At 61.3% G+C, this 274-nt stretch carries 1 pseudogene; it reads right to left on the reverse strand.

What is annotated here, in order from left to right:
- Positions 1-274 (reverse strand): annotated as a pseudogene (gene secD, locus KZZ04_RS19225) (protein translocase subunit SecD); the annotation flags it as partial.

A 274-nucleotide genomic window follows, 5' to 3' on the forward strand; every position in this document is an offset into this window, starting at 1 on the left:
CGCCAATGCTGCGCAACCATTTTGGCGTGGTCTGGGCCAGGTTCAACGCGACAACGTAGTCGTCACCCATGGCCTTGCGCACAACGTCTTTGGCCGGCAGTTGGTCTTCTGCTTTGGTCAGGCGCAACAAGCCGCCCTTCGCATCAGCCGCCAATGTTGCCGCTTTAACCTGGATGCCCGCATCGGTGAGCGCTTTGCTCGCGCGCTCCAGGTCTGCCTGATTGACCTGCAGCGAAGTGCTGGCGCCCGTGATCTGGATCGCAGGGTCATCAGG

The sequence above is a fragment of the Pseudoalteromonas sp. CR1 genome (assembly GCF_019392235.1).
In the GTDB taxonomy this organism is placed as follows: Bacteria; Pseudomonadota; Gammaproteobacteria; order Enterobacterales; family Alteromonadaceae; genus Pseudoalteromonas.